Origin of the sequence: Amycolatopsis sp. GM8 (assembly GCF_021653975.1) — a bacterium.
In the GTDB taxonomy this organism is placed as follows: Bacteria; Actinomycetota; Actinomycetes; order Mycobacteriales; family Pseudonocardiaceae; genus Amycolatopsis_E.
The window spans coordinates 168,013-192,853 of the sequence record NZ_JAJKFK010000012.1; the positions used below are offsets into that span (position 1 = coordinate 168,013).

22 protein-coding genes are annotated in these 24,841 nt (G+C 68.3%); 13 read left to right on the forward strand and 9 right to left on the reverse strand.

Annotated features, from left to right (window positions below; genetic code table 11):
- Positions 1 to 178 precede the first annotated feature (178 nt).
- From LOZ83_RS37470 to LOZ83_RS37480, 3 genes are all read left to right on the forward strand, one after another.
- Positions 179 to 466, forward strand: a complete 288-nt coding sequence (locus tag LOZ83_RS37470) for a glutaredoxin domain-containing protein (RefSeq protein ID WP_236796625.1) — start codon at positions 179 to 181, stop codon at positions 464 to 466.
- 195 nt (positions 467 to 661) lie between these two features.
- Positions 662 to 1,201 carry a hypothetical protein gene (locus LOZ83_RS37475; RefSeq protein ID WP_236796626.1) on the forward strand — a complete coding sequence of 180 codons (540 nt, stop codon included), beginning with the start codon at positions 662 to 664 and terminating at the stop codon, positions 1,199 to 1,201.
- Positions 1,202 to 1,366: 165 nt separating this feature from the next.
- A complete protein-coding gene (locus LOZ83_RS37480) occupies positions 1,367 to 4,201 on the forward strand; it encodes a PQQ-dependent sugar dehydrogenase (RefSeq protein WP_236796627.1) in 2,835 nt (944 codons plus the stop codon).
- Between the two features lies 1 nt (position 4,202).
- On the opposite strand, the gene LOZ83_RS37485 is transcribed toward LOZ83_RS37480, so the two are convergent.
- From LOZ83_RS37485 to LOZ83_RS37510, 6 genes are all read right to left on the reverse strand, one after another.
- The gene (locus LOZ83_RS37485; protein WP_236796628.1) at positions 4,203 to 5,012 is read right to left on the reverse strand and encodes a MurR/RpiR family transcriptional regulator; all 810 of its coding nucleotides are present in this window, start codon (positions 5,010 to 5,012) and stop codon (positions 4,203 to 4,205) included.
- The gene (locus LOZ83_RS37490) at positions 5,009 to 6,052 is read right to left on the reverse strand and encodes a zinc-dependent alcohol dehydrogenase family protein (RefSeq protein ID WP_236796629.1); all 1,044 of its coding nucleotides are present in this window, start codon (positions 6,050 to 6,052) and stop codon (positions 5,009 to 5,011) included. Before LOZ83_RS37490 ends, LOZ83_RS37485 begins: the two co-directional genes overlap by 4 nt.
- A gap of 520 nt (positions 6,053 to 6,572) precedes the next feature.
- Entirely contained in the window at positions 6,573 to 7,373 is an 801-nt protein-coding gene (locus LOZ83_RS37495) for an LLM class flavin-dependent oxidoreductase (protein ID WP_236796630.1), read from the reverse strand.
- A gap of 68 nt (positions 7,374 to 7,441) precedes the next feature.
- Positions 7,442 to 8,128: a metal-dependent transcriptional regulator gene (locus tag LOZ83_RS37500; RefSeq protein ID WP_236796631.1), complete on the reverse strand. Its 687-nt coding sequence runs from the start codon at positions 8,126 to 8,128 to the stop codon at positions 7,442 to 7,444.
- A 42-nt stretch (positions 8,129 to 8,170) separates the two neighbouring features.
- Positions 8,171 to 8,608, reverse strand: coding sequence for a GNAT family N-acetyltransferase (locus tag LOZ83_RS37505; protein WP_236796632.1), 438 nt, complete (start codon positions 8,606 to 8,608; stop codon positions 8,171 to 8,173).
- On the reverse strand, positions 8,595 to 10,196 hold the full coding sequence (locus LOZ83_RS37510) for an amidohydrolase (RefSeq protein ID WP_236796633.1): 1,602 nt from the start codon (positions 10,194 to 10,196) through the stop codon (positions 8,595 to 8,597). Before LOZ83_RS37510 ends, LOZ83_RS37505 begins: the two co-directional genes overlap by 14 nt.
- 46 nt (positions 10,197 to 10,242) lie before the next feature.
- Here LOZ83_RS37510 and LOZ83_RS37515 point away from each other — a divergent pair, with 46 nt between their 5' ends.
- From LOZ83_RS37515 to LOZ83_RS37535, 5 genes are all read left to right on the forward strand, one after another.
- The gene (locus LOZ83_RS37515; RefSeq protein WP_236796634.1) at positions 10,243 to 10,974 is read left to right on the forward strand and encodes an enoyl-CoA hydratase/isomerase family protein; all 732 of its coding nucleotides are present in this window, start codon (positions 10,243 to 10,245) and stop codon (positions 10,972 to 10,974) included.
- A complete protein-coding gene (locus LOZ83_RS37520) occupies positions 10,971 to 12,497 on the forward strand; it encodes an AMP-binding protein (protein WP_236796635.1) in 1,527 nt (508 codons plus the stop codon). Before LOZ83_RS37515 ends, LOZ83_RS37520 begins: the two co-directional genes overlap by 4 nt.
- Positions 12,488 to 13,129, forward strand: coding sequence for a TetR/AcrR family transcriptional regulator (locus LOZ83_RS37525; RefSeq protein WP_236796636.1), 642 nt, complete (start codon positions 12,488 to 12,490; stop codon positions 13,127 to 13,129). Before LOZ83_RS37520 ends, LOZ83_RS37525 begins: the two co-directional genes overlap by 10 nt.
- A gap of 57 nt (positions 13,130 to 13,186) precedes the next feature.
- Positions 13,187 to 13,510, forward strand: coding sequence for a hypothetical protein (locus LOZ83_RS37530; protein ID WP_236796637.1), 324 nt, complete (start codon positions 13,187 to 13,189; stop codon positions 13,508 to 13,510).
- Positions 13,511 to 13,623: 113 nt separating this feature from the next.
- Entirely contained in the window at positions 13,624 to 15,819 is a 2,196-nt protein-coding gene (locus tag LOZ83_RS37535) for a hypothetical protein (RefSeq protein ID WP_236796638.1), read from the forward strand.
- On the opposite strand, the gene LOZ83_RS37540 is transcribed toward LOZ83_RS37535, so the two are convergent.
- Positions 15,816 to 16,985, reverse strand: a complete 1,170-nt coding sequence (locus LOZ83_RS37540) for an acyl-CoA dehydrogenase family protein (RefSeq protein ID WP_236796639.1) — start codon at positions 16,983 to 16,985, stop codon at positions 15,816 to 15,818. The genes LOZ83_RS37535 and LOZ83_RS37540 overlap by 4 nt on opposite strands.
- Before the next feature lie 83 nt (positions 16,986 to 17,068).
- Here LOZ83_RS37540 and LOZ83_RS37545 point away from each other — a divergent pair, with 83 nt between their 5' ends.
- On the forward strand, positions 17,069 to 17,737 hold the full coding sequence (locus tag LOZ83_RS37545) for a 4'-phosphopantetheinyl transferase superfamily protein (RefSeq protein WP_236796640.1): 669 nt from the start codon (positions 17,069 to 17,071) through the stop codon (positions 17,735 to 17,737).
- Between the two features lie 265 nt (positions 17,738 to 18,002).
- Here the strand turns inward: LOZ83_RS37545 and LOZ83_RS37550 are convergent, their stop codons facing one another.
- Both LOZ83_RS37550 and mihF read right to left on the reverse strand, forming a co-directional pair.
- Complete coding sequence (locus tag LOZ83_RS37550) at positions 18,003 to 19,127, reverse strand: isochorismate synthase (protein WP_374202770.1); 1,125 nt, start codon at positions 19,125 to 19,127, stop codon at positions 18,003 to 18,005.
- A 65-nt stretch (positions 19,128 to 19,192) separates the two neighbouring features.
- Positions 19,193 to 19,504: an integration host factor, actinobacterial type gene (gene mihF, locus LOZ83_RS37555; RefSeq protein WP_154759096.1), complete on the reverse strand. Its 312-nt coding sequence runs from the start codon at positions 19,502 to 19,504 to the stop codon at positions 19,193 to 19,195.
- Positions 19,505 to 19,765: 261 nt separating this feature from the next.
- Here mihF and LOZ83_RS37560 point away from each other — a divergent pair, with 261 nt between their 5' ends.
- From LOZ83_RS37560 to LOZ83_RS37575, 4 genes are all read left to right on the forward strand, one after another.
- The gene (locus LOZ83_RS37560; protein WP_236796642.1) at positions 19,766 to 21,394 is read left to right on the forward strand and encodes a long-chain fatty acid--CoA ligase; all 1,629 of its coding nucleotides are present in this window, start codon (positions 19,766 to 19,768) and stop codon (positions 21,392 to 21,394) included.
- Between the two features lie 111 nt (positions 21,395 to 21,505).
- Positions 21,506 to 23,185 carry a TIGR03767 family metallophosphoesterase gene (locus tag LOZ83_RS37565; RefSeq protein WP_236796643.1) on the forward strand — a complete coding sequence of 560 codons (1,680 nt, stop codon included), beginning with the start codon at positions 21,506 to 21,508 and terminating at the stop codon, positions 23,183 to 23,185.
- A 4-nt stretch (positions 23,186 to 23,189) separates the two neighbouring features.
- Entirely contained in the window at positions 23,190 to 23,591 is a 402-nt protein-coding gene (locus LOZ83_RS37570; protein WP_236796644.1) for a PaaI family thioesterase, read from the forward strand.
- A gap of 43 nt (positions 23,592 to 23,634) precedes the next feature.
- Positions 23,635 to 24,828: a C39 family peptidase gene (locus LOZ83_RS37575; RefSeq protein WP_236796645.1), complete on the forward strand. Its 1,194-nt coding sequence runs from the start codon at positions 23,635 to 23,637 to the stop codon at positions 24,826 to 24,828.
- Positions 24,829 to 24,841 lie beyond the last annotated feature (13 nt).

Genomic DNA, 24,841 nt, shown 5'->3' on the forward strand with positions numbered 1-24,841 from the left:
GAGAGTAGAAGAATCCGGACAGCACGACGAGACCGGATGAACAAAGTGCCTCCATGGCGCCATTGGGACGCAACGGTCGCGTCACCCTGCAACAGACACTTCGACGGATCACTCGATCGTGTTACAGGTCAAGATCACCGATGGGTAACGACTATCGGCGAACGGTTAGCCTGGAGCCATGACCACTGCGCACGAAACCGCCGTCGAGTTCTACTGGCGGCCCGGCTGCGGGTTCTGCATGATGCTGCGCGCCCACCTCAAGCGCGCCGGCCTTCCCTTGCACGAGGTCAACATCTGGGAGGACAAGGCGGCTGCGACGCGTGTCCGCGAGGTCGCGGACGGCAACGAGACCGTGCCGACGGTGTTCGTCGGACCGGTCGCGATGGTCAACCCGGACATCGACCAGGTGCTCACCGCCGTCCGCGAGCACGCACCCGCGCTCCTCGAGGCTCACACGAACGGGTAACCCTGGACCCGCACTCCACCGTTTGCCCCAACGGGCACTACACCGGTTGCGGAAGGTCGCGAAAACCGGCGCCTAACGATGTTCAGCGATACGGTCAGTGATTTTCCGCGTCTTTTCCACCCCTGACCATTGACGGACGGCCGGGCTGCGCTACAAATACCGTGGCGCTTTCCCTCCGTTCGAAAGGTATGTCCGGTGAACGACGAAGTGTCGGTGGCCGCACTGCTCGAACGAGAGGGCTGGGAAGAGCCGCGCCGCAGGCCGAACGGCCGCATGCGGATGACGGCGGTGATGCTCGCGGTCGTGCTCGGCTGCGGTCTCGCGGCGCTGCTGGTCCACTTCGGATCGCAGAGTTCGGAGGCGGACTCACCGTCCGTGTTCAACCTGCCACACCCGCCGACCGGCGGCCTCGCGGGCGGCGGGGTGCCTTCCGCACCAGGCGCTTCCGAGGTGACCGCGACCAACACGACGGTCGTGGTGACCAACCAGGCGCCGGGCGGGGTCGTCGCCGGGATCAACGAGAATCCCAGACGTTCCCGGACCACCACCAGCGAGACGACGACCGTCACCGTGACCGACTCCACCGATCCGGGCGTCGGCGATCCGGCCGCCACCGGCCCCTCGGTCACCACGACGCCGGCCACCAGCGGTCAGGCCTCGAATTCGGCACCCCATTCGACGAGCCCAACCAGGACTTCGCCAACGTGCATTCTGTTCCTTCTCTGCACGCGCTAATTCCGGATAGCGCTTTCAAAAATCCGCGCGTCGCGCCTCGGCCAAATCTGTTGGTCAATTACTCACTAATACATCGCACGTCGAGGAAAATCACGACTAGGTAACCGTGGGCAACGAAACCCCCTTATCGGGCGAAAAGAGGTAAGGCACCCAAAAGGGGGATACATGCACAGACAGTGGTTCCGACGTGCCACGGGCGCGGCGTTCGCCGCGTTGCTCGTGAGCGTGGCCGGCGTGGCAGCCGCGCCGCAGGCCAGCGCCGCACCCACCATTCCAACCGGGTTCGTCATCCGCGACCAGCCGTCCGGCCAGGGCCCGTACGATCTGACCGACTTCGGCTATCTGCCCGACGGCAGCATCCTCACCACGGCGAAGAGCGGGAAGATCACCTGGATCTCCGCCACCGGCGCGGTCAAGACCATCACGACGCTCCCGGTCAACAGCGACGGCGACCTCGGCCTCGTCGGCCTCGCGATCGCGCCCGACTACGCGAGTTCGCACAACGTCTACCTCACCAGGGCCATCAGGAACGGCAACGGTTCCTCGACTTTCCGGCTGGCGCGCTTCACCGTCACCGGCTCCCCCGACCCGACCGGCATCGGCGGCGAACAGGTGCTGCTCGACGCTCCGGTGAGCGCCGGCTCCAACGTGCACGGCATGACCGGCATCATCGCCGCGGACGACGGCACCGTCTGGGTCTCCATGGGAGACAACTCCAGTTTCGCGCCCGGCGTCACCGACCCGAACGCCCTGCGCACCCAGGATCTCAACCTGCCGTACGGCAAGATCATGCACCTCACCTCGAACGGCGCCGGCGTACCCGGCAACCCGTTCTACGACGCGGCGAACCCGAACTCCGTGCGCAGCAAGGTGTTCGCGAACGGGTTCCGCAGCCCGTTCCGGCTCGCACTCGACCCGAGCAGCGGGCTGCCGGTGGTCGGCGACGTCGGCTGGGACACCTGGGAAGAGCTGGACGTCGTCCAGCCGGGTCGCAACTACGCCTGGCCCTGCTGGGAAGGCAACCACCAGACCCCGTACGCCGGCGCCTTCCTCGCCCAGTGCGGCCCGGTGTCGAACACTGCGCCGTTCTGGGAGTACCACCACGGCAGCGGCGTCGACCAAGGCAACAGCATCACCGGCGGCTTCGTCTACACCGGAACCAGCTACCCCAGCCAGTACCAGGGCACCTACTTCTTCGGCGATTACGCGGCCGGGAAGATCTGGACGGCGCGTTACGACAACACCGGCAAGCTGACCCAGGCGCCGCAGAGCCCGCCGTGGGCGACGGGAGTCGGCGGTCCCGTCGAGTTCGCCGCCGCGCCCAACGGGGACGTGGTGTTCGCGGACCTGCTGTCCGGCAACATCAGGCGGATCAGCTACCAGCAGGGCAACATCGCGCCGATCGCGGGCGCGACCAGCACCACCGACGCCGACACCCGCACGGTCACGTTCGACGGGTCCGACTCGGTCGACTACGACGGCGACCCGATCACGTACAGCTGGAATTTCGGTGACGGCACAACGGGAACCGGCAAGACCGTCGCCCACACTTACACGCCCGGCACGGACCGGTTCACCGCGACCCTGACCGTGACGGACCCACTCGGCGCGACCGGCAGCACGACCCTCGTCGTGGCGCCGTCCAACCACTCGCCGGAGCTGACCCTCAGCACGCCGCCGAGCGATCTCTACGGTGTGGGCGATCCGGTCAGCCTGTCCGCGACGGCGACCGACGCCGAGGACGGCGCACTGCCGGTCACCTGGACGAGCCGCGAGCTGCACTGCCCGGAGGCGGCGACCTGCCACTCGCATCCCGGCACCGGCGCGACGGGTTCGACCTTCACGGCACCGTTCCCCGACCATCCCGACACGCAGTACCTGATCACCGCGACGGTCACCGACAGCGTGGGCGTGCAGGCGAGCAAGACCTACATCGCCTCGCCGCGGCAGCACCGGCTGACGCTGGTCTCGAACGTGCCCGCGTCGTTGCGGATTCCCTCCGAGAACAACGCGAACACGGCCATGGTGACCGACGGCGTGACGCTCGACGTGATCGCGTCGCCGACCGCGACCGACGGCGCTTCGAAGTTCGCCGCCTGGGCGGACGGGCCGGCCACGGCGACCCGCACACTCCAGATGCCGTCGTCGGATCTGACGCTGACCGCGAACTACACCACGGCGATCGACCAGCGGTACAACTCCGACCCCGCGCTGGCGCAGACGCTCGGCGCACCGACCGGGCCCGAGGTCGCCGACGGCGGCGTGCGGTACCGGGTGTACGAGCACGGCCGGCTGTACTGGTCGCAGCAGACCGGGGTGCACGCGCTCTGGGGCCTGATCCTGGGCAAGTACCTCGAACTCGGTGGGCACACGAAGTTCGGCGCGCCGACGACCGACGAGTCGACGACGCCGGACGGGATCGGTAAGTACAACCACTTCATCGGCACGCCCGGGACACTCACGGCGTCGATCTACTTCACGCCGGGCACCGGGGCGCACGCGATCTGGGGCCTGATCCGGGACCGGTGGTCCCAGCTCGACTGGGAGAAGGGCCCGCTGGGCTATCCGACCACCGATGAGCTGACCACACCGGACGGAGTGGGGCGCTACAACCACTTCAGCAAGGCGGCCTCGATCTACTGGACCCCGGCGACCGGCGCGCACGGCGTCTGGGGCCTGATCCGGCAGACGTGGCAGGCGACCGGGTGGGAGCTGGGACCGATGGGCTATCCGACCACCGATGAGCTGATCACGCCGGACGGAGTGGGGCGGTACAACCATTTCAGCAAGGACGCGTCGATCTATTTCAGCCCGGCGACGGGTGCGCACGAGATCTACGGTGCGATCCGGGCGCGGTGGGCGACGCTCGGCTGGGAGCGGTCGTATCTGGGCTATCCGCGGTCGGGCGAGTTCGACTTCGATGGCGGGCGGCGCAACGACTTCCAGTTCGGGTTCATCCAGTGGTACCCGAACGGCCGGGTGATCGACGGCCGCTGGTGAGTCAGAAGTAGAAGCCGAACGGGAGGTCGTCCTCCGGGCCGTGGTCACCACGCCGGAGGGCGACCTCCCTTGCCAATGCCTGCGCCAGCGCGGCGAGCGCCGTGAGCGAGCGCGAATTGCCCACTCCGGCCGTCTCCGCGAACAACGCCGCATGCGCGTGCTCCACCAGCGGGGACGCCGGATTGTCTGTCAGGGCAACGACTTGCACGCCGTGCTCGCGGGCGTACTCGGCGGTGCGGACCGTGTCGGCCGCGTAGCGCCGGACGGAGACCGCGACCAGCACACCGGACAGTTCACGGACTTCGTCGGGCAGTGAATCGCCGAGCCGGCGCGCGTGCAGCCGGCGGGACAGCAGGTCCGCGATCGGCCGGCTTTCGCGCAACCCGAGGACGTGCACCGTGTCGGCGTTGGCGAGCAAGGCGACGGCGTGCAGCCAGGTCGTGCGATCGAGCCGGGTGAACGTGCGTGCCAGATTGGTCTGTTCCTGTTCGAGGATCGCGGAAAGCGTGCCGCCCGGCGGTGGGTGACCGTTGTTGTCCGCGCGCCGGGCGACTTGTGCTTGTTCGGCGAGCCAGCTCCGGCACAGCTCCATGATGGCCGGATACCCTGACAGGCCAAGGGAATTCGCGAACCGCGCGACGGACGACTCGGGGACTTCGGCGAGCCGGGCGGCGTCGGAGATGCCACGGTGGGCGGTGCCCTCCGGGTCGGCCAGCACCAGATGCGCGATCCGCAGCCGCCCCGCGGCCAGTTTCGGCAATCGGCTGCGGAGAAGTTCGGTCAGCTCCTGATAACTGCCCGGTGGGGTCACGGTATCGGCAGCTCCACCACCGTGACGCCGGCCCGTGCCGGTACCGGTTCGTCCATTTCGGACAGTGCGATGGGTGCTTCGTCGAGCCCGATGCGGCGGCCGATCAGGCGGGCAAGGTCCATTCCGGACCGGGCGACGAACTCCAGCATCGCCGGGTACTCGTGGGCCTGGAGGCCGTGGCTGCCCAGGATCCGGAGTTCGTCGGCGATGACCCGGTGCATCGGGATCGGTGGTACACCTTGTTCGGGCGGCATCAACCCGACCTGCACGTGCCGCCCGCGTTTGCGCAGGCTCGCGACGGACGACGCGCAGGTCACGGGCAGGCCGACGCAGTCGACGGACAGGTGCGCGCCACCGCCGGTCAGCTCGCGGACCTCCTCGACGGGTTCGGTGCTGTGCACAATAGCCTCGGCACCGAGCCGCTTCGCCACCGTGAGCGCGTCGGGCGAGAGGTCCACTGCGACGACCCTCGCGCCGGCCGCGACCGCGAGCATGATCGCGGACATGCCCGCGCCGCCGCAGCCGTACACCGCGACCCACTCGCCGGCGCGCACCTCGCCCTGCCGCGACACAGCGCGGTACGCGGTGCCGAACCGGCACCCGAGCGCGGCGGCGGTCACCGAGTCGAGGCTGTCGGGAAGCGGCACGAGGTTCACGTCGGCGTGGTCCAATGCGACGTACTCCGCGAACGAACCCCAGCCGGTGAATCCGGGCTGCGACTGGAAATCACAGATCTGCTGATTGCCGGTCGCACATTGCGGGCAGACCCCACAAGCACAGACGAACGGAACCGTCACCCGCTCCCCGACGCGATGCCGCTGAACGAGAGGCCCGACGGCCATTATCCGTCCGGCGAGCTCATGCCCAGGTACGTGCGGAAGCTTGACGTCGGCGTCATGCCCGCGCCAGGCATGCCAATCACTACGGCACACCCCGGTCGCCTCGACCGCGACCACCACCCCATCCGGCGCAGGCACCGGATCCGCAACCTCCACGACCTGCGGAACCACACCGAACTCGGAGAACAAGACAGCACGCACCCAACCACGATACGGGTAAAAATGCCGACACAAGTGTGAGTTGGGTGGTCATCCCGTCGCCTGAAACAGGCACGATCACTTTTCGTCAGGGCCGCAACCTGCGCTGGGTCCGGCGGCCGAAAGACCAAAGCTTGCGGCCCTGAGGAAAAGTGATACTCGAAACCGCAGGCGACGGGATGACCACCCAACTCAACCACCCAAGGTGAGATCCCTTTGGGCCCGGCCATCCTGGAGCCTGCCCGCCGGCGAGGCAATCTTTTGATCTTTTGCCTTTTGCTTTCGGCAAGTGCCCTGCCGGGCTCGGGGAACCGGGCGCGGAGCGCCCTCGTCCCAGCGTCGGCCCTCCCCCGCCCCGATCGTTGAGTGTTCGCGGATGGGGGAGTTCGTCAAGGCGGGAAAGAGTACCTTGACGAACTCCCCCATCCGCAAGGGCGGCTTGGGATCGGGGCGGGGGAGGGAGTGGGCGGTGTTGGGGGTTGGGTTGTGTTGCCGTGTGCGGTTTTTGTTGCTGTGTAGGTGCTTATCCCCGCAGGGCCTCGATGACTCTGGCGAATTGGTCCAGGTAGCCCGAGTTCACCGTGACGTAGGAGATTCCCAGGTCTGACCGCCAGCGCTGGAGGGTTTCCGCCGCCTGTTCTGGCGTTCCGGGTAGTACGGTCACCGCGCCGGCGGCGGCCAGGTCGGTCACGCTGGCGCCGATGAACTTCTCCAGCCATGGTGCCGGTTCATCGCCGACGGCAAGGAGGTTCACGGCCAGCTCGACCTCGTCCACCCGGTCGCCGGCAGCCCGGAAAGTGTCCACCATGGACTGTGCCTCAGCCTCAGTGGTGCGTGGCATCCACGCCATGGTCGCGATATCGGCCTCGCGCGCGGCGAGGGCCAGCATTTTCGGGCCGCCCGGGGCCAGCAACAAGGGCGGCCGATCGTCCTGCTTCTTCAGGAACTCAATGGTCTCGACCAAGTGTGAGTACCGATGGTCCCAGGTACCCCCGAGAGCGGCCACCTTGGCGGCGGCGTCCGGGCGGCCGGTGCCGAGGCCCAGCTCGAAACGTCCCCCCGTGAACTGGTGCAGCGACCGTGACTGCCAGTCCAGCAAACGCCGGTCCCGGAACTTGTCGACGGCCACGAAAGTCCCGACATGCAGGGTCTCGGTCACCGCCGCAGCAGCCGACATGATCGTGAACGGGTCGATGTCGACCTGGGGGTCAGGCGAAACCAGGGTGTCATAACCGGCAGCTTCGGCGCGACGGGCGACGTCGGTCCAGGTGGCGAGGTCGGTGCCGGTGCCGACCACGCCGAACCGGAAAGCTCGATCAGTCATGCCACCGATCCTGACCCCTCAGCCCCAGTGAAGCATCCACCGGGAAGCGGCACCTCGCAGTACGCGCCTCAATGTACGGCGACGCTCAACGCCTGCGCGATCTCCTTGCCCAGCGCATGCGTCGTCACCGTGGGCGGCGCCCCGATCTTCACCACGAGCGGCCCCCCGAACGGCTGCCGCTCGACGACCTCGATCCGCTCACCGATCCCGATCTCATGCTCCGACAGGTACCGCAGCATGTTCGGGTCCGTGTCCCAGACTCGCACGATCTGGCCGACCGCCCCCGGCTCCAGCTCGTCGAGCAGCCGCGTCGCCAACTCCTCGACACTGCCGTCAGCCGCCGGGATCGGGTCGCCATGGGGATCGCGAACCGGGTGGCCGAGCTTCGCCGAGATACGTTCGATCAGCCGGTCGGACACGGCATGCTCGAGTGCGTCCGCTTCCAGGTGCACCTCGTCCCACGTGTAGCCGAGCTCCTGCACGAGGTACGTCTCGATCAGCCGGTGCCGCCGCAGCACCCCGCGCGCGAGCACCCGGCCGGCCGGGGTCAGCTCGATACCCCGGTACGGCACATGCTCGACCAAACCCTGCTGCGAAAGCTTCGTGACCATGCCGGATGCCGACGAAGGGCTGACCTCGAGACGCCCCGCGAGGGTCGTGTTCGTGACCGGCTCACCGCGCTCCACCAGGCCATAGATCACCCGGATGTAGTCCTCGATAGAGGAAGACGACGAGCGACTGGGGCTGTCCGACATATGTCAACTCTACGACGTGTTCCGCCGCCAAGTAAGGATCGGCTAAGTCCAGCGGTACTTGATCCACCCCGAAACGGACACCGCGCCCAGCTGCTTGTAGAACGCCGCCGCCTTCTCGTTGCCCTCTTGCATCTCCCACTCGACCCTTCCGCTGGTGCGCGCCCGCAGCGCTTCGAGCAGCTCACCGCCGAGCCCGTACCGCCGGTGTTCGGGCCGGATGAACAGGTCGTCGAGCCAGATCCCCGGCTGCCCCGACCAGGTCGAGAAGTTCCACGAGCAGAACGCGAACCCCGCGACCACGCCGGGCCGCCCGGGCGACTCCGCGATCAGCACCCACGCCTTCGGTTCCGGGCCGAACAGGTGTTTCGTCATCTCGGCACGGTCCAGGACCAGGCTGTCGTTCCCCTCGTAGCGCGCGTGCTCCTCGATGAGCGCGCAGATCTCTTCGGCATCGGCGACTTCGGCGTCACGCACCGGCATCGGTCATCCCCCTCTCGTAGGCCAGCGTGCCACCGACAACCGTCGCCAGCACGCTCGCGTCCTGCACGTTCGTGGTCGGATCCGCCGACAGCGCCACAAAATCCGCCAGACATCCAACGTCCAACGTTCCCACCTCGTGCTCGCGGAAGGCGGCGTACGCCGAGCCGTACGTATACGCGCGTAGGGCCTCCATAGGCGTCAGACGCTCAGCCGCGCCGAGCAGGTAGCCGTTGGACGTACGACGTTGCACCATGTCGACCAGACCCAGCAGCGGCGCCCCGTTCACCACCGGCCGGTCAGAACTGCCGGGCAGGACACAGCCCGCTTCGACGAATGAGCGCTGCCGGTAGCACCAGTCCTCCCGGGCCGGCCCGAGCGCGGCGGCCATCCCGTCGCCGATCTCGCTGATGAACCGGCCCTGCGGCACGGGCACCAGCGCCAGCGCCGCGATCCGGGCGAGTTCCTCCGGCGAAACGACCGCGCAGTGCTCGATCCGGTGCCGGTGATCGGCGCGCGGATGAGCCTTCAGCGCCGCCTCGTACGCGTCCACGATCGTCGAAATCGCCCGGTCCCCGATCGCGTGCGTCGCGATCTGCCAGCCGGCCGTGTGCGCGCGCAAGATCGTGTCCGCCAGCTCTTCCTCGGGCTGCTGGAAGTACCCGCGGTTACCGGGCTCGTTCGCGTAGTCCTCGTGCATCGCGGCGGTCCGCCCGATGAGCGAACCGTCCGCGAACAGCTTCATCGGCCCGATCCGCAGCCACTCGTCGCCCATCCCGGTGCGCAACCCCAGATCCAGCCCGAAACCGGCGCCATCGGGCAGCTCGTGCAGCATCGCCGAGGACACCATCAGCGTGCCGCGTACCCGCAGCACCCCGCGCTCCCGCGCGAGCTGGTACGCCAGCACCTCCGCCGGCGACTGACCGGCCAGCCCGCCGCCGACCCCGGCCTCCTGCACACTCGTGATGCCCTCCGCCAGGTACCGCTCGCCGGCCCGGTCGATCGCCCGGACCAGCGTGTCCAGCGGGGTCGGGTAGATCAGCGGCCGCAGCAGCAACTGTGCCTGTTCGCGCAGCAATCCCGTCGGCGAACCGTCCTCGTCGAGCACGACGTCCCCGCCCACGGGCACCTTCGCCAGGTCCAGCCGGTCGAGGACGTTGGAGCTGACCACGACCATGTGCCGCGAGTTGTGCTGGAGCCGCACGAGGTGGTCCGGCGCGACGCGGTCGAGCCCGTGCCGGGTCGGATGCCCGCCGATCAGGCGGTTCTGGTCGTAGCCGCTGCCGACGATCCAACCGCCGCGCGGCACCTCGGCCGCCCGCCCGGCGATCGCCGCGTACACCTCGTCGACGTGCTTGCACTCGCCCAGCGGCACCTCGTCGAGGGTCATCCCGAACATGGCCATGTGGTTGTGCGCGTCATGGAACCCGGGCACGACGAACGCGCCGCCGAGGTCGACGCGCTTCGCCGTGGACAGGGATTCCGCGTCCTCGCCGAGCGCGACGATCCGCCCGTGCAGCACGGCCACCGCCGAAGTCCACGACGAGCCGGTGAACACCCGTGCGTTCTCGTACACCGCGTCTACCCGCATTTGGCGAGACTATCGATCGATCGATCGGGCCGCTAGGCTCGGTCAGATGAGCACCGTGGAAGTCTCGATCGACGACGGCGTGGCCCGGATCTGGCTCAACAGGCCGGAACGGCTCAACGCCGTGGCCCCCGCGCTGGTGGACGACCTGCTCGCCGCGCTGGACACCGTGGCCGGCTCCACCGCGGGCGCCGTCGTGCTCGCCGGCCGGGGCCGGGCCTTCTGCGCCGGGCACGACCTCAAGGAACCCGCTCCCGGCGGCGATTCCCGCGCCCGGCTGGAGCGGCTGCAGGACGTGACGCGGCGCCTGCGCGCGCTGCGGCAGCCGGTGATCGCCGCCGTGCACGGGTACGCGATCGGCGCGGGTGCGGAGTTCGCCCTGGGCTGTGACCTGATCCTCGCCGCCGAGGACGCGGTGTTCGCCTTCCCCGAGGCCGGTCTCGGGCTCAGCGTCACCGGCGCCGCCTCGCGATTGCTGCCGCAGCTCGTCGGCCCGCTCAAGGCGAAGGAACTCGTGCTGCTCGGCGAACGCATCGGCGCGGCGAAGGCCCTCGAACTCGGCCTGGTCAACGCGGTCGTGCCCGACGTCCACGCGACCGCGAGCGACTGGGCGAAGCGCATCGCGGAACGTCCGCACGGCGCGGTTTCGCTTGCCAAACGCGCTCTCGACGCGAGCATCGACCTGGAAGCGGCGCTCGAACTGGAGGTCAGCCACGCGCTGATCACCGAGCACACACCCGAGGTCGCGCGGTCGGCCGAAGCGTTCCGGAGCCGCGGATGATCCCGCTCGAAGACGTCGACGACCTCGCGACGCTGGTCCGCCGGGCCGCCGAGCTGTGGCCGGACCGCGACGCGTGGATCTTCGACGAGACCGGTGCCCGCTACACGTTCGCCGACGTCGAACGGGACAGCACCCGGTTCGCGCTCGCGCTGCTCGAACTGGGCCTCGAACCCGGCGACCGGGTGGCCGTGATGCTGCGCAACCAGCCGGAGTTCCCGTTGCTGTGGCTGGCATTGGCGAAGATCGGCGCGATGCTGGTGCCGGTGAACATCAACTACCGGGAGCTCGACGGCGCACACGTACTGCGACATTCGGGCGCCCGGTTCGCCGTCGCCGCACCGGAATTCGCCGGGCTGCTCACCAGGATCGCCCCGGACACGAAGCTCGAACGCGTGCTCACCCCGGCCGAGCTGAGCGCGGAATCCAGTGCGGCGGCACGGTTCGACGTGCCCGGCGAGCTGCCCTCGAACATCCAGTACACGTCGGGCACCACCGGCGCCCCCAAGGGCTGCGTGCTGCCGCAGCGGTACTGGCTGACGATCGCCCGCGACCTGGCCACCAGCTTTCCCGCCATCTCCGACGAAGACAGAATCCTTACCGCGCAACCGTTCCACTACATCGATCCACAATGGAACGTCGCGTTGGGACTGGCCTCCGGCGCGACACTCGTGGTGCTCGACCGCTTCCACCCGTCGACGTTCTGGGCCAAGATCCGCGAACACGAGATCACTTGGTTCTACTGCCTCGGCCTGATGCCGGCGCTACTGTTGCGGCAACCGGAGTCCACCTTGGACCGGGCGCACAGCGTACGGGCGATCCACGCCTCCGCGATCCCCCGCGACCTGCAGGCCCAGCTCGAACAGCGGTGGGGCGTGCGGTGGTTCGAAGCGTTCGGGATGACCGAAACCGGCAGCGACATCCGGCTTTCGGAGACCGACCACGACGAGTTCGTCGGCACCGGCTGCCTCGGCCGGCCGAACCGGACGCGCGAGGCGATGATCGTCGACGACGCGGGCCACCCGGTGCCGCGCGGCGAACCCGGCGAGCTGGTGTTGCGCGGGCTCGGCATGATGCACGGATACCACGATGATCCCGAGGCGACCGCGCGTGCGTTCTCGGGCGGCTGGTTCCACACCGGCGATCTGGCCACAATGGACCATCAGGGCCGGATCTTCTACGTGGGCCGGACCAAGGACATGATCCGCCGTAGCGGTGAGAACATCTCGGCCGACGAGGTCGAGCGGGCGCTGATGTCGCATCCGGCGGTGGAACTGGCCGCGGTGATCGCGGTGCCGGATGAACTGCGCGGCGAAGAGATCAAAGCTTTCGTCGTGCTGTCAACGGAAACAACGCCGGATGAACTCACGGAGTTCTGCGCGGCCAAGCTCGCCTACTTCAAGGTGCCGCGATTCTGGTCCATCGCCGATTCCCTGCCGTTGACTCCGTCCGAACGGGTCGCGAAGGGTGAGCTGCGCCGGATCGAGCTGCCCACCTACGACCGGGTGGCCCGCGAGTGGCGCTGACGACCGAGCAACGGGTCCGCCGGGCCGCGGTGAAACTGTTCGCCAGCAAGGGATTCCACGGCACCGGCATCCGGGATCTCGCCCAGGAGGCCGGGATCTCCTCGGCGAGCCTGTACCACTACATGGGCACCAAAGAGGACCTGCTCGCCGGGATCATGCGCGAATGCCTGGAACGTCTCCTGCTCGCCGCGCGCCAGGCGACGGACGGCGTCACGGATCCGCGGCAGCGCCTCGCCACGCTGGTCGCGCTGCATGTCCGCGCACACGCACAACAGCCCGCGGAAACGCGTGTTGTCGACAACGAGGTGCAGGTGCTTTCCCGAGCCACCCGGCGACGTATCGTCGAGTTACGCGACGAATACGAGCAGTTCTGGGCGGACGCGATCGAAGACGGTATCCAGCAGGGTGTCTTCGCCACCGAAGAACCGGCCGTGACCAGGCTCGCACTGGTGGAAATGTGCAACGGTGTCACGCGCTGGTATTCGCCGCGCGGGCCGCTCGGATTGGACCACTTGGCGCGCCATTACGCGGGCCTGGCGCTGCGGATGCTCGACAGCGGCGGGGAAGACTGCCCGGCCGCGCTCGACACCGCTCGCCGGGTGGTATCCACGGTGTGGGGAACAACCCTCTAGCTGGGGATCCTCGGGCAATACCTTGCCGCGGCGGCTCACTTGAGGGACCCTCGAACTGTGAGTGAGCAGACGATCCATCTGGAACTGAACGACTCAGGCCTCGCTCCGGGGCTTCCGGTTCCGGCAAACCCTCGCGATCAGGTTCAGGACGTGCCCTACCGCCCCGTCGAATTCCGTGACGACGATCTCGCTTCCGCGCTGGAACGGTGCGCGGCCTGGCTGCGAACCGCACAGGAGTGGCTGGGTGAGCCGCTCGATGTGCTGGCGCTTCACCTCGACTACGACGACCGGGAAGGCGCCCCGTACTACGACGTCAAGTTGCTCTGCAACGAAGAGGATCTCGCCGGCGCACCGCTGGCCATGCGCGCCCAGTCCACGTAGCGGCCCGAAGCCGGGTAAGAGGGCGTTTCTTCCCCGGGAAGCCCCTCTTTCCCGGCTGATCTTCACCTCGTAAGCTGGCCCCCCTTTCCCCACCCGGCACCAGGGGGCCCGCGATGCGCGCTCTGGCGTGGAGCGCTGTGCTCTTCGCGTGGCTCGGGGTGCACCTGGGCACCGGCACCCCGGCGGCCGAACTGGCCCAATGGGCGCTCGCCGTCGTGCCCGGCCTTCTGCTGCCCGGTTTCGCCCTCGTGCGTGCCGTTCGCGCCGCGACCGCGCCGCTGCTCGAAGATCTGGCCTGGGCCACGGTCGCCGGCTGCCTGACCGGGATGCTCGGCTGGTTCCTCGATGTTGTCCTGCCGTGGGCACCGCCGCCATGGCTCGTCGGCCCGGTGTTCACGTTGGTGTTGCTGGCCTTTCCGGTCACCCGCCGGCGAATCCTCGCGCGGCCGGCACCGGGCTGGGGCACCGCGGCGAACCTGTGGCTGGCCGGCGCGATGGCCGTCGCGATCGCCTGGATGACGACCGACTACCTGCGGTTCAACCCGCTCGACCCCGGTCCGGGCGGCCGGATTTACTACTACGACACGACTTTCCAGGTCGCCGTCATGGGCGAGCTGCGCCACACGCTGTGGCCCGGCTACCCACTGGTCCACGGCGAACCGTACTCGTACCACTGGTTCCTGCACGCGATCACCGCGCACCTGACCACCGGCACCGGCGTCGACCCGTTCGACTCGATGCTGCGGCTGGTGCCGACGACACTGTTCCCGGCGGTGGTGCTGCTGGCGGCCGTGGTGGCGCGGCGGGTCGCGGACAGCGTGCGCGCGGGCGTGGTCTGCGCCGGGCTGCTGACCGTCACCGGGGCCACCGTCGCGACGGCGTGGTCCACGGACGGGGCGGCACCGTTCATGATCCAGACGTACTGGGCTTCCTCGCTGACGTCGGCGTTCGGCTGGTTGCCGACGGTCGCCGTCGCGGGGTGCGTGGTCGCGCTCCTGCGCCGTTCGGCGGCCGACCGCGCGGTGCCGGCCGGGTTGTTCGTGCCGCTGGTCCTCCTTGCCGCGGGGGCGAAATCCGCCGATCTCGCGGTGTTGCTCGGCGGCACGGTGCTCGCGCTGGGTGCGCTCCTCGTCTGTCGCAAGTGGATGGTCGTGCCGCAGGCGATCGCGGTGAACGTCTTCATCGGTGGGGTGCTGCTGCTGGCACGGTTCACGATGTACGGCACCGGGGACTACGGCTTGATGTTCGCGCCGTTCGGGGCGATCCGGCAGACCGCCAAGGAGATCTTCCCGAACGCCGTACAACCGAGCGGCAGCGATCTCTATCTGGCGCTGCCGCACGTTCCGCTAGCGCCGTTCCTCGCCACAACGACGCTCTACCTGCTGCCACTGCTACCACGGCTCGCCGGGTTCGTGCCGCTGCTCCGGCGGCAGCCGCTCGACCCCGCGATGTGGCTCTTCCTCGGCACCACGATCGCCGGGTTCGGGGCCATGCTCACGTTCCGCCAGTCCGGGAACTCGAACATCTACTTCCTGGTCGCGGCGTATCCGGTCGGGGTGATCGGGTCGGCGTGGGGCATCGCCCGGCTGCGCTGGACCCGTGCGACTGTCGCTTGTGGACTCGGGATCGGCCTGGCGATGACGCTCGTCATCACGTGGTTCGCCGGGGCGCACCCGCCGAAGTCGATCAGCGGCTGGCTGTTGCCGCTGATCGCGCTCGTAGCGGCGCTAGCCATTCTAGCTCTGCTCTCGCGGCGGTCGGCGGTCGTGATGTTCGCCGTGCTGGGCACCGGTCTGCTGTCGACGGGGCTGTACCTGACCCAGACCTCGACGAAGCCCAGCTACAACCTCTCCGCCACGCGGAACGACGGTGTCACGCTGCCCGTCACCCGGGACGAGCTGGCAGCCGGGCGCTGGCTGGACGCGCACGCCGGGCCGCGGGACGTGCTGGCGGTGAACCGGGTGTGCACGCAACAGTCGCCGGACGAGTGCACGGCGAAGCTGTTCGACCTGGGCGCGTTCGCGCAGCGCGAGGTGGACGTAGAAGGTTGGACGTACTCGTCGCGCAATCTGGACTCGGCATGGTCGAGCACGGTCTGGTACGCCGACCAGCCGTTCTGGGATCAGCAGCGGCTGGCGTCGGAGCTGGCCGCCTTCCGCGCCCCGACGCGAGCAGTGCTCGCCCGGCTGTCGGCGACCGGCGTCCACTGGCTGGTCGCCGACACCCGGGCGCCGGTCGACGCCGGCGCGCTCGATCACCTGATCCCGAGGGCCCTCACGCTGCCCACGGTCATCGTCTGGCGGCTCTAGCCGAGGACGCCGGACACCTTCACGTGCCCCTTGAGCAGGTTGCGGGCGATCGTACGACGTTGGATCTCGTCGGTGCCCTCGTAGATCCGCAGCAGCCGCAGCTCGCGGTACCAGCGCTCGACCGGCAGCTCACGGGTGTAGCCCATGCCGCCGTGGATCTGCAGCACCCGGTCGACGATCTCGTTGGCCTTCTGGCCGCCGTACAGCTTGGCGATCGACTGCGCGTGCCGCGAGTCCATGCCCTGGTCGACCTGCCACGCGGCGTGCAGCACCAGCCAGCGCAGCGCCTCCAGCTCGACACCGGAGTCCGCGATCATCCACTGGATCGCCTGCCGCTCCGCGATCTTCTGCCCGAAGGTCTCCCGCGTGTTCGCGTGCTCGATCGCCATCGACAGCAGCCGCTCGCACGAGCCGATCGCGTGCGCCGGCAGGAGGTACCGGCCGCGGCCGATCCACTGCATCGCCAGCTCGAAACCTCGGCCGACCTCGCCGAGGATCTGGCTCTCCGGCACCCGGACGTCCTGGAAGACCAGCGACGCCGGGCCCCACTCGCCCATCGTGTCGATGTACTCGGACTTCCAGCCCATCTCGCGGTCGACGAGGAAGCAGGTGACGCCGCCGTTCGCGCCCTTGGCCGAGTCGGTCACCGCGAAGACCATCACGAAGTCGGCCTCGTTCCCGCCGGTGATGAAGGTCTTCTCGCCGTTGATGATCCAGTCGGCGCCGTCCTTGCGGGCCGAGGTGCGGATCGCCTTGGCGTCCGATCCGGCGCCCGGCTCGGTGATCGCGAAGCAGGACTTGCGCTCGCCCGAGATCGTCGGGAGCAAGTAGCGCTCCTTCTGCTCGTCGTTGGCGTAGAACAAGATGTTGTCCGCGGAGCCACCGAACCGGAACGGCACGAACGTCCGGCCCAGCTCGGCTTCGAGCAGCGCCGTCATCACGGCGGACAGCCCCATGCCGCCGTACTCCGTGGGTGTCTGGACACCCCAGAAGCCGGACTCCTTCGCCTTGAGTTGCAGTTCCCTCAGCTCGTCGGCGGTGATGCCCGGCTGGCCCGCGCGTTCGCGGCGGAGCACCTCGGGCTCGAGCGGCATCAGCTCTCGCTGTACGAACGTGCGGACCCAGTCCCGCACTTCTCGCTCTTCCGTGCTGAGGGTGAAGTCCATTGTCTGTGCCTCCGCGTTATTAAGCGCTTGCTCACCTCAGGCTAGCGGATCGGGATGTGGGGAGAAACCGGTACGTTGGACGGGTGATCGAGTGTGAGGTCTGGTGGGCGCGGCCCTTGCCCGTGGAGACACGGCATCTGGATCTGCTGGACGAGCCCGAACGGGGGCGGTTCGAGGCATACCGGCGCGAGATCGACCGCAGGCGTTTCCTGACCGGGCGGGTGCTGGCAAAGACCTTGCTCGGTGCGCGGCGGGGCGTCGCGCCAGGCGATATCCGGTTCGACGCGACTTGCGAGGACTGCGGTAAACCCCATGGCAAACCGAAGCTGCCCGGTGTCGAATTCTCGATCTCGCATTCCGGCGAGCGTGTCGGCCTCGCGGTGACGACAGTGCCGGTCGGACTGGATGTCGAGGCGGACACCAGGCGTGCCGAGGACAGCCTGATCGAGTACGCGCTGAACGAGACCGAACAGGCCGCGCTGCGGGGGTTGGGTGCGGACGAGCGTGCAAGCGCTTTCTTCCAGTACTGGAGCCGGAAAGAGGCGCTGATGAAGGCGACGGGCCGTGGCCTGAAGATCCCGCTGCAAAGCATCACCCTCGACGGCGCCCGATTGGCCGCGTCGGCCGATGCGGCACTGAATCCTGAAGCGACCCACCTGGCGGACCTCAACCCCGGCGAGGGCTACCGCGCCGCGATCGCGTTCCTGACGACAGAGCCGGTGACGATCACCGAAAAGCCCTGGGAGATTTAGCCCCGGCGGGATTCTTGTCCGGGTTTAGGGATTAAAAGATGCCTCGCCGGCGGGCTGGCTCCGGGATGAGGGGGCCCAGGGGATCTTGCGTTTGGGTGGGTGGTCGGGGTGGGTTGTCATCCCGTCGCCTGCGGTCTGTGAATATCACTTTGAGTCAGCCGCGCAAGGTTTGTGCTGTCGGGCGGCGGTTGTGTTGTAGGTTGCGCGCCTGCCTCAAAGTGATGGTTCCGGTTTCAGGCGACGGGATGACAACCCAAGCCCGGACCTACAACTCCAACCCCATGGCCCGCAAAAAGGTCTGGAACTTCGCCGACGTTTCATCCAGCTCCGCCTTGGGATCCGAAGCCGGCACGATCCCACCCCCGGCATACAACCGGAGCGACCGCGAATCCACTTCGGCGCAGCGGATCGACACCGCCCATTCGCCGTCACCCTCGGCGTTCATCCAGCCGACTGCACCGGCGTAATAACCGCGGTCGAACGGTTCCAGTTCACCGACCAGTTGCCGGGCGGCCTCGGTTGGGGTGCCGCAGATCGCGGGCGTCGGGTGGAGGGCGGCGGCAAGGCGCAGCGCCGTCACATCCCGGTCGGCCAGCTCGCCCGTGACGACCGTGCCGAGGTGCCACATCGTCGGCGTCGACACCAGGGACGGCTCGCGCGGGACATCGAGGCTGCGGCAGAACGGGCGCATCGTCTCGACGATCGCCTCGGTCAGGACCGCGTGCTCGATGTGGTCCTTGCGGGAAGCGGCCAGCGCGTCGGCGTTCTCCCGGTCCGTCACCGGGTCCGCGGAGCGTGGCATCGAACCGGCGTGCGGGTGCGAGATGACCTGCCCGCCGACGCGTGACAGCAACAGTTCCGGGGTGGCACCGATCAGCGTGCGACCACTCGGCAGGCCGGCCGCGTAGGTGTACGCACCGGCCTTGTCCTTGGCCAGGTTGTTCAGGATCGCCCGCGCGGGCACCTCGAAGTCGAACTCCAGGTCCAGCGCGCGGGCCAGCACGACCTTCCGCAGGCCGCCGTCCCGCAGGATCTTGATCGCCCGCGCCACGGCCTCGACGTGCCGGACGGGCTCGGGCACGGCACGCACCGCGCTCGGCGCACCGACGGTCTTGCGCTCAACAGGCCGCGCGGGACCGGCGACACGCACGGTCTCCGGGACCACGATGTGTCCCGGGGTGTCCGTCGTGTCGAACGGCAGCACTCCCACGGCCAGCGAGCCGGATCCCGTGGCCAGCTCAGCCGACACGTGCTCGCTCAGCGCCACCACGTCGGCGTCGGTGAACGTCCGCTGGGGGCCGGATCCCAGGATCGTCCGCCGGGAAGTGCCGAAATAGAAATCTCCGGGCGTGTAGTCCTCGAGCAGTCCGTCGGCGTCCACGCCCTCCATTGTGGGCGCACTTCGGTGGGCACGTGGCGCGACGTGCGTGGCGTCACGTGCCCACCGGCGCCGGCTTACTTGAGCGCGTCGATCAGCGCTTCGCGCTGGCGCTCGCCGAGTCCGGCCGCGCGCCGGTCGGGGTCGATACCAGCCTGTTCGAGCAGGGCAGCCACCTTGACGGCACCGAGTCCGGGCACGGCCTTGAGCAGCTGCGTGACCTTCGTCTTGCCGATGGTCTTGTCCTCTTTGGCCTTCAGCAGCACCTTGTCGATGCTCTGCTTGCCGGACTTGATCGACGCGAGCAGCTCGGAACGAGCCTTGCGAGCCTCGGCCGCCTTGGCCAGAGCCTCCTTGCGTTGCTCCGGAGTCAACGTAGGCAGAGCCAACGTACTAATCCTTCCTGTTTCGGATATCCGCTCTCGCGGCGACGGCCGGGCACCCAGCTGGTGCTTGCGCGAGCAAGCGCTGGCCAGGCCGTCTGGTCCACGCGCCCAGTAAACGCCACCTGGGCCGATGCCGCGAAATCGACACGCGCGCACTCGCCCGGTCGGGGAGGGGCCACACGACTGTGGCGAGGCGCACTATCCAGGTCCTAGAGTCGCAATCAACCCCGTTTCACCGTCGAACGACCCGCCGGGAGTAGCCCCATGCTCAGCACCATGCAGGACGGACACCTCTCCATCGGCACGCTGCTGCGGTACGCCAGCACAGTGCACTCGAACAGCGAAGTCACCACCTGGACCGGGGCGGAAGCGCGCCGGGAAACGTTCGCCGACCTGGGCCGGAACTCGGCGAAGCTGGCGAACGCACTGCGCGGTCTCGGTATCACCGGTGATCAGCGGGTCGGCACGTTCATGTGGAACAACGCCGAACACATGGCGGCCTACTGTGCGATTCCCGCGATGGGCGCGGTGCTGCACACCCTGAACATCCGGCTGTTCCCCGAGCAGCTCGTGTTCGTCGCGAACCACGCCGAGGACCAGGTCATCCTGGTCGACGGCACGCTGGTTCCGCTGCTGGCGAACCTGCTGCCCAATATGAAAACCGTCCGTCACGTGATCGTCGCGAACGGCGACGCCGCAACGCTGCAGGCGCCCGACGGGATCGGGGTGCACTCCTACGCAGAGCTGCTCGCCGCCCAGCCGGACACCTTCGACTGGCCCGACGTGGACGAGCGTTCGGCCGCCGCGATGTGCTACACGTCCGGCACGACCGGCGAGCCGAAGGGCGTCGTTTACTCGCACCGGTCGATCTGGCTCCACTCGATGCAGATCTGCATGTCCGACTCCATGAACGTCACCGAGAGCGACACCGCGCTCGCGATCGTGCCGATGTTCCACGCCATGTCATGGGGCCTGCCGTACGCCTCACTGATGATCGGCGCGTCGATCCTGATGCCCGATCGGTTCCTGCAGCCGGAACCGATCGCGCAGATGCTGGCGGCCGAGAAGCCCACGTACGCGGCCGCGGTGCCGACGATCTGGCAGGGGCTGCTGCAGTACCTGGACGCCAACCCGCAGGACATCAGCCACCTGCGCGAGGTCGTCGTCGGCGGTTCGGCGGCGCCGCCGTCGATGATGCACGCCTTCGAGGAGCGTTACGGCGTCCCGATCCTCCACGCGTGGGGCATGACCGAGACCTCGCCGCTCGGCAGCGTGGCGCGGCCGCCGAAGTCCGCCACGAATGAGGAGCGGTGGGCCTACCGCTACACCCAGGGCCGCTTCCCGGCGTCGGTGAACGCCCGCCTGATCGACGACTCGGGCCAGGAACTGCCGTGGGACAACGAATCCGTGGGTGAACTCGAGGTGGGCGGCCCGTGGATCGCGGCCTCCTACTACGGCGGTTCCGCGGTGGACCCGGAGAAGTTCCACGACGGCTGGCTGCGCACCGGTGACGTCGGCAAGATCAGCCACGACGGCTTCCTCACGCTGACCGACCGGTCGAAGGACGTGATCAAGTCCGGCGGCGAGTGGATCTCCTCGGTGGATCTGGAGAACGCGGTGATGGCACATCCCGCGGTCGCCGAGGCCGCCGTGGTCGGGGTGCCCGACGAGAAGTGGGACGAGCGGCCGCTGGTCGCCGTCGTCGTGCGGCAGGGCCAGACCGTGACGGCGGCCGAGCTTCGCGAGTTCCTGCAGGACAAGGTCGCCAAGTGGCAGCTGCCGGAGCACTGGACGTTCATCGAAGAGGTGCCGAAGACGAGCGTCGGCAAGTTCGACAAGAAGCGCCTGCGGGCCATGAATTCCGAGGGCAAGCTCGACGTCCTGCACTTCTGACGGCTGAGGCGATTTCGTCGTCTCGTCGTCTCGCCGTCACCTTCTGGCCAGGGTCTGCCCCCAGGCTCTGACCGGGAGGTGGCGGCGTTGGTCGTTTCACGGCGAGGATTCATGGCGGCGTCCGGTCTGGCCGGACTGGGACTGGTGATCGCGGCCCCATCGGCCAGTGCACGGGCGGTCCGAACCACCGGGACGACGCTCGACACGGTGGCGACACCGGTGACCACGGGAACTGCCGCCTACACGAGGCTCGCCGCCGGACCGGGCTGGCCGCTCGTGGTGCGCGAAGAGCTGGTCGCGGGCAAGTCCGGCCGGGACGACCGGCGCACCGCGCTCACCGCGTTCGTGCAGTTCACCGATCTGCACATCACCGACGCCGAGAGCCCCGCGCGGTTCGAGTACCTGCACCCGTTCATCGGCGCCTCCGCGCACCGTCCACATGAGACACTCGGGCCGGTCGCGACGGCCGCGCTCGTCAAGCGGGTCAACAGCCTGCGCTCGGGTCCGTTCACCGGCCGTGGCCTCGACTTCATGATGACCACCGGCGACAACACCGACAACCACGAGCTGATCGAGCTCGACTGGTTCCTCCGGGTGCTCAACGGCGGCACGTTCACCGCGGCGTCCGGCGACCTGAGCCGCTACGAGGGTGTGCAGGCGTCGGGCTCGCCGCACTTCTGGAACCCGGACACCGCACTGTCCGGCGACGACTACACCACCAAGGGCTTCCCGACGATCCCTGGCCTGCTGACCGCGGGCTCGGCGGTCACCTCGCCCGGTCTGGACATCCCCTGGTACTGCACGTTCGGCAACCACGACGACAGCGTCGTCGGCTCGCTGCCGGAGGGCATCCCGGGCATCGAGTACTGGTACACCGGCCGATACAAGATCATCGGCAAGGACGAGAGCAGCGCTAGGAAACTTGCCGACGCTATCAAGACGCCGGGCGCGAGCGTGCCCGTCACGGAACTGTTCGGCGGCAGCGGCACGGTCCGCGAGGTGACCCCGGACCCACGCCGGAAGCCGTTCACCACGGCGCAGTTCGTGCAGGCCCACCTCGACCCGGCCAACACCGGCTCCGGACCGGCAGGACACGGGTTCACCTCGGGCAACGCCGACGGCAAGAACGTCTACTACACGTTCCGCATCGCGCCGGGCATCACCGGGATCAGCCTCGACACCACGACGCTCACGGGTTTCGCGGACGGGTCGATCGGGCTTTCGCAGTACCTGTGGGTGGAGAAGACGCTGACCCGCGCCAGCTCGACGTACTACGATTTCTGGGGCAGCAAGGTCACCCAGCAGGTGACGGACGAGCTGTTCATCCTCTTCAGCCACCACTCGTCGACGACGATGGGCAACATCCTGCCGGACTCGCGGCACCCGCTGGACCCGCGGCTGACCGGCGACATGTTCGCCGGCCTGCTGCACCGGTTCCCGAACGTGCTGGCCTGGGTCAACGGGCACACGCACTCGAACAAGATCACCCCGCAGCCCGGCAAGACCCCGGCGCAGGGCTTCTGGGAGATCAACACCGCGTCGCACATCGACTTCCCGCAGCACGCGCGGATCATCGAGGTGGCGGACAACGCGGACGGCACGCTCTCGCTGTTCACCACGCTCATCGAGTCCGAGGCGCCGTATGCCGCGGCGTACGGCGACAACTCGCCGGCCGCGCTGGCGTCGCTGTACCGGGAGCTGGCGTACAACGACATCCACGTCGATCTCGGCCATGTCGGCGCGGCGGGCGATCACAACACCGAGCTGCTGATCGTCAATCCCCTAGCCTGAGGCGATGGACGACGAGGGCACCGCGCTGTTCCACCAGACCATGCCGTTCACGAAACGGCTCGGCATCGAGGTGCTGGAGCACGGCCGCGAGGTCGTGAGTTCGCGGCTGGCTTGGGAGGACTCGCTCTGCACGGCCGGCGGTGTCCTGCACGGTGGCGTGCTGATGTCGCTGGCCGACTCGACGGCCGCGGTGTGCGCGTTCCTGAACCTGCCCGAGGGTGCCAAGGGCACCACGACGATCGAGTCGAAGACGAATTTCCTGCGCGCGCTCCGGGATGGCCACGCGACGGCGACCTCGCGTCCGCTGCACACCGGCCGCACGGTGATCGTGGTCGAGACGGAGATCCGGGACGACGCGGGGAAGCTGGTCGCGAAGGTGACGCAGACCCAAGCGGTCCTTTCGTAGGGGATTGGTTTACACAACCTGTAAATGGCGCGAAAATCACCGGATGACGAGTAGGTATGCCACCGGCTTGCTCATCGTGCCGGCGGTCGCGATCATGGCGTCCGTGACCACCGTAGGACTCGCCGACGCGCAGCCGGCCCGCGCCGGCGATGAAGCCGTCAGCTACCACGACTGGCACGATCCCGTCACGCGGCCGGCCGGGCGCATCGAGTTCGGCGGCAAGACGTACGAGTACGCGCAGTGGACGTCTCCGGTGTTCCGGCAGGGCTTCGACGCGACAGAGCTGGTCGCCTCGTGGAACGCGCGGACGCCGGCGCACACCTGGCTGCAGGTCGAGGCGCAGGGCGAGACGAATGCCGGCGCCGAGACCGCGTGGTACGTGATGGGCCGGTGGGCCAGCGACGATGCGGACTTCCATCGCACCAGCGTCGACGGCCAGGATGACGCGGACGCCTCGGTCAGCGTCGACACGCTCGTCATGAAGCCGGGCGTGACCCTGCGTTCGTACCGGTTGCGGCTGAGCCTCTACCGCGAACCCGGCGCCGCCGCGCCGACGGTGAGCACGATCGGCGCGATGACCTCGAACGTGCCGGACCGGTTCACGGTGCCGGTTTCCCCGCCCGGCAAGGCGACCGGGATCGAACTGCCGGTGCCCGCCTACGCCCAGAACCTCCACAAAGGACAGTTCCCGGAGTACGGCGGCGGTGGCGAGAACTGGTGCAGCCCCACCGCGACGGAGATGGTCGTCGAGTACTGGGGCCGGCGGCCGAGCGAGTCGCAGATGTCCTGGATCCCCGCGGATTACGCCGACCGCACAGTGGACTACGCGGCGCGGAACACCTACGACTATGCGTACGAGGGCACCGGGAACTGGCCGTTCAACACGGCGTACGCCGCGGAGTTCGGGCTGCACGGGCACGTCACGCGGCTGCATTCGCTGGCAGAGCTGGAAGATTACGTCGCGCGGGGGATCCCGGTGATCACGTCGCAGTCGTTCCGCGCGGACGAGCTGGACAACGCCGGATACGGGACGGCGGGGCACATCTGGGTCGTCGTCGGCTTCACCAAAGACGGCGACGTGATCGTCAACGACCCAGCGGCCAACAGCAACGCCAACGTCCGCACCATCTACAAACGCGACCAGTTCGAAAACATCTGGCAACGCACAAAGCGCTACACCGACGACGGCACGACAACCAGTGGCTCCGGCGGTATCGCCTACATCATCACGCCGTAAAAACCGCAACCCG

What these genes read in the sequence shown, in the direction of transcription:
- LOZ83_RS37575 (WP_236796645.1), top strand. Translation starts at nt 23,635, where the DNA reads ATGACGAGTAGGTATGCCACCGGCTTGCTCATCGTGCCGGCGGTCGCG.
- LOZ83_RS37535 (WP_236796638.1), top strand. Translation starts at nt 13,624, where the DNA reads ATGCGCGCTCTGGCGTGGAGCGCTGTGCTCTTCGCGTGGCTCGGGGTG.
- LOZ83_RS37495 (WP_236796630.1), bottom strand. Translation starts at nt 7,373, where the DNA reads ATGACTGATCGAGCTTTCCGGTTCGGCGTGGTCGGCACCGGCACCGAC.
- LOZ83_RS37510 (WP_236796633.1), bottom strand. Translation starts at nt 10,196, where the DNA reads ATGCGGGTAGACGCGGTGTACGAGAACGCACGGGTGTTCACCGGCTCG.
- LOZ83_RS37560 (WP_236796642.1), top strand. Translation starts at nt 19,766, where the DNA reads ATGCTCAGCACCATGCAGGACGGACACCTCTCCATCGGCACGCTGCTG.
- LOZ83_RS37570 (WP_236796644.1), top strand. Translation starts at nt 23,190, where the DNA reads ATGGACGACGAGGGCACCGCGCTGTTCCACCAGACCATGCCGTTCACG.
- LOZ83_RS37515 (WP_236796634.1), top strand. Translation starts at nt 10,243, where the DNA reads ATGAGCACCGTGGAAGTCTCGATCGACGACGGCGTGGCCCGGATCTGG.
- LOZ83_RS37505 (WP_236796632.1), bottom strand. Translation starts at nt 8,608, where the DNA reads ATGCCGGTGCGTGACGCCGAAGTCGCCGATGCCGAAGAGATCTGCGCG.
- LOZ83_RS37480 (WP_236796627.1), top strand. Translation starts at nt 1,367, where the DNA reads ATGCACAGACAGTGGTTCCGACGTGCCACGGGCGCGGCGTTCGCCGCG.
- LOZ83_RS37470 (WP_236796625.1), top strand. Translation starts at nt 179, where the DNA reads ATGACCACTGCGCACGAAACCGCCGTCGAGTTCTACTGGCGGCCCGGC.
- LOZ83_RS37520 (WP_236796635.1), top strand. Translation starts at nt 10,971, where the DNA reads ATGATCCCGCTCGAAGACGTCGACGACCTCGCGACGCTGGTCCGCCGG.
- LOZ83_RS37500 (WP_236796631.1), bottom strand. Translation starts at nt 8,128, where the DNA reads ATGTCGGACAGCCCCAGTCGCTCGTCGTCTTCCTCTATCGAGGACTAC.
- LOZ83_RS37550 (WP_374202770.1), bottom strand. Translation starts at nt 19,127, where the DNA reads ATGGAGGGCGTGGACGCCGACGGACTGCTCGAGGACTACACGCCCGGA.
- LOZ83_RS37565 (WP_236796643.1), top strand. Translation starts at nt 21,506, where the DNA reads ATGGCGGCGTCCGGTCTGGCCGGACTGGGACTGGTGATCGCGGCCCCA.
- LOZ83_RS37540 (WP_236796639.1), bottom strand. Translation starts at nt 16,985, where the DNA reads ATGGACTTCACCCTCAGCACGGAAGAGCGAGAAGTGCGGGACTGGGTC.